Origin of the sequence: Paracoccus sp. (in: a-proteobacteria) (assembly GCF_030536915.1) — a bacterium.
Taxonomy (GTDB): domain Bacteria; phylum Pseudomonadota; class Alphaproteobacteria; order Rhodobacterales; family Rhodobacteraceae; genus Paracoccus.
The window spans coordinates 3,339-5,953 of sequence record NZ_JAUNPC010000127.1 but is presented as its reverse complement, the minus strand read 5'-3'; the positions used below and the strand labels follow the sequence as shown (position 1 = coordinate 5,953).

The following is a 2,615-nucleotide window of genomic DNA, read 5'->3' as shown; positions in this document are numbered from 1 at the left end:
CCCCCTGGCCCCGGAGGCGCTTGCCCGCCACTGCCCTCCTGGTGGCGAAAGCTTCAAGGATCTTTGCGCCCGCACAAACCTCGCCCTTCTGGATCTTGCGCGTAGAGGAGGGGCACAGGTCGTGATCGCCCACGCGGGCACCGTCCGGGCAGCGCTGTCCCTTGCCACGGGCTCGGTCGGCGGCGCCTTGTCGTTCCAGGTGGCGCCCCTGTCACTGACCCGTTTCCACGTCGGCCGGCACGGCCACTGGTCCGTTGCCGAGGTCAACTGGCAACCATGAACAACGTCAGGGTTCGCGGACATTTCGGGGAATATCTGCAAGGCAAGCTGGGGCCGGACGGCCCCCTCGGCCTAGTTACGGTTCCCTGCTCGAAGACCGGGCTACATGCGCAACTGCGGTGCAGGGGCCGGGAAGCGACCAATCCACTTGCCGGCTTCCTGCAGGCCTTGGGCCTTGCGGACTGGGGAGAGGTCGTCATCTCGCCCCTGTCGCCACCCGGCGCCGGCACGGGCATATCCACCGCCAGGCTGATCGCGGCGGCGCGGCTTCATGGCTGGCAGGGGCCAACCGGGCGCCTCATGGCGGCCTGCGTGGCCGAAGAAGGGGCTTCGGACCCGCTGGCTTTCGCCCATCCCGAGCGCCTGCTCTGGGCCTCTCGCGAGGGCCGCATCCTGCAAGGAATGCCCGCGATTCCTGCCCATGACATCCTCGGAGGCTATTTTGGGGCGCCCCGTTCCACCGATCCCGCCGACATGGTTTTCCCGGATGTTTCGGATATTGTCGCGGGCTGGCAGAAAGCCGGCAAGTTGCACGCCTTCGCCGAGCTTGCATCTGAAAGCGCTCGGCGGTGCCTGCGGACGCGGGGACCGGCAGACGATCCAACGGAAGAACTTTCCGGAAGTCTTGGGGCACTCGGCTTCGTCATCGCCCATACCGGCTCGGCCAGGGGCCTGATCTTCCCGAAAGGTAGGGTTCCGCCTTACGCAGCCCCTGCGCTGGAGGCTGCAGGGATCACGGGCGTCCTGCAGTTCGCAAGCGATGACCGCTGAATTCTCCGCGGTGATGCTGGTGGCGCTTGTCATCGACTGGCTGATCGGCTGGCCGAACTGGCTTTATGCGCGGGTCGGGCATCCCGTGACATGGGCGGGGCACCTCGTCGCCCTCCTAGAGGCACGGCTGAACCGGGCGGATTTCCCGCGCAGGCTCACGGGGGCAGCGGCACTTATCCTCTGCGTGGCCGCCGCCTTCCTGCCCTTTGCTGCAGCTCAAGCACTGCTGCCGGGTCATGTTCCGGCCATCGTCCTAGGTGGCGTCCTTGCTTGGCCGCTGGTCGCAGTTCGATCCATGCACGATCATGTCACCGCGGTGGAACGGCCTCTGACCGACGGAAACCTGCGCGAGGCACGCCATGCCGTCTCGATGATCGTGGGCCGCAACCCTGAGGCATTGGACGAGGCAGGCGTTTCGCGCGCCGCACTGGAGAGCCTTGCCGAGAACACCTCTGACGGGATCGTGGCTCCGGTCTTCTGGGGGGCGGTTGCGGGTCTGCCTGGGATTGCCGTCTACAAGATGATCAACACGCTGGATTCCATGATCGGCCATCGTAGCCCGCGTTATCTGCAGTTCGGCTGGGCATCCGCCCGCCTGGACGACCTCGTCAACCTGATCCCGGCGCGGGCCACGGGAGTGCTGTTTGCCCTTGCCTCCGGCAAGCCTACTCACACGCTTCGCGTCATGCTGCGCGACGCGGGGCGGCACCGTTCCCCAAATGCAGGGTGGCCCGAGGCGGCCATGGCGGGGGCGCTGGGCATCCGCCTGTCGGGGCCGAGGATCTATGACGGTCATGTCGCGCCCGAGCCCTGGCTCAACGCGGGCGCACCGGATCCGTCGCCGGAATGCCTGACGCAGGGGCTGCGGCTATACCGCCGGGCGATGCTGCTGCTGGGAGCCGGCCTGATCCTTGCGGCACTGCTGCCTTTCATCATCGGGGCATCATGATGCGCGATCATGGCGGAAACCTTGACGAAGCAAAGGCAGCATGGGGGCAGGGGGACTGGATCGACCTCTCCACCGGCATCAACCGCCAGCCTTATCCCGTGCCCCGGCTTCCGCCCGAGGCATGGACGAACCTTCCCACGGCAAGCGCCACAGCTGCCCTGATGGAAGCTGCCGCCACAGCCTTTGGCACCGCCGCGCCTGGACTTGCGGTGGCGGGGGCGCAGGCGGCAATCCAGATGATGCCCTTGCTGGCACGGCCCGGTCTCGCACGCGTGCTCAGCCCGACCTACAACGAACACGCGGCCTGCCTGGCACAGGCGGGCTGGCGGGTCGAGGAGGTGGGAGAACTCGAAGCCCTGTCCGGTGCCGATCTGGCGGTCGTCGTGAACCCCAACAATCCTGACGGACGCCATTTTTGCAGAAAGGCTCTGCGCAGCCTGTCGGTCGGACGGCTGGTCATCGACGAGAGCTTCGCCGATCCAGCACCGTTTGAAAGCCTGGTTGCCGAGGCCGGCGAAAGCCTGCTTGTCCTGCGTTCCTTTGGTAAGTTCTGGGGGCTCGCGGGCCTGCGGCTTGGCTTCGTTTACGGCGGCGAGGAGGTGATCCGCCGGATGTC

General features: G+C 66.8%; 3 protein-coding genes, 1 pseudogene and 1 riboswitch (1 of these 5 only partly in view). All 4 genes and pseudogenes read left to right on the top strand.

What is annotated here, in order from left to right; genetic code table 11:
• Positions 1-280 (top strand): histidine phosphatase family protein (locus tag Q4F04_RS14395; protein ID WP_303370492.1); only part of this gene is annotated, 280 nt, incomplete at its 5' end.
• The gene (locus tag Q4F04_RS14390; protein ID WP_303370491.1) at positions 277-1,050 is read left to right on the top strand and encodes a propanediol utilization protein; all 774 of its coding nucleotides are present in this window, start codon (positions 277-279) and stop codon (positions 1,048-1,050) included. The genes Q4F04_RS14395 and Q4F04_RS14390, both read left to right, overlap by 4 nt.
• A complete protein-coding gene (cbiB, locus tag Q4F04_RS14385; RefSeq protein ID WP_303370490.1) occupies positions 1,040-1,999 on the top strand; it encodes an adenosylcobinamide-phosphate synthase CbiB in 960 nt (319 codons plus the stop codon). The genes Q4F04_RS14390 and cbiB overlap by 11 nt, the downstream gene beginning before the upstream one ends.
• Positions 1,999-2,589, top strand: a pseudogene (locus tag Q4F04_RS14380) (aminotransferase class I/II-fold pyridoxal phosphate-dependent enzyme); the annotation flags it as partial. The gene cbiB and the pseudogene Q4F04_RS14380, both read left to right, overlap by 1 nt.
• Positions 2,557-2,615, top strand: a riboswitch (cobalamin riboswitch); it runs 242 nt beyond the window's last position. (Overlaps the previous pseudogene by 33 nt.)

What these genes read in the sequence shown, in the direction of transcription:
- Q4F04_RS14390 (WP_303370491.1), top strand. Translation starts at nt 277, where the DNA reads ATGAACAACGTCAGGGTTCGCGGACATTTCGGGGAATATCTGCAAGGC.
- cbiB (WP_303370490.1), top strand. Translation starts at nt 1,040, where the DNA reads ATGACCGCTGAATTCTCCGCGGTGATGCTGGTGGCGCTTGTCATCGAC.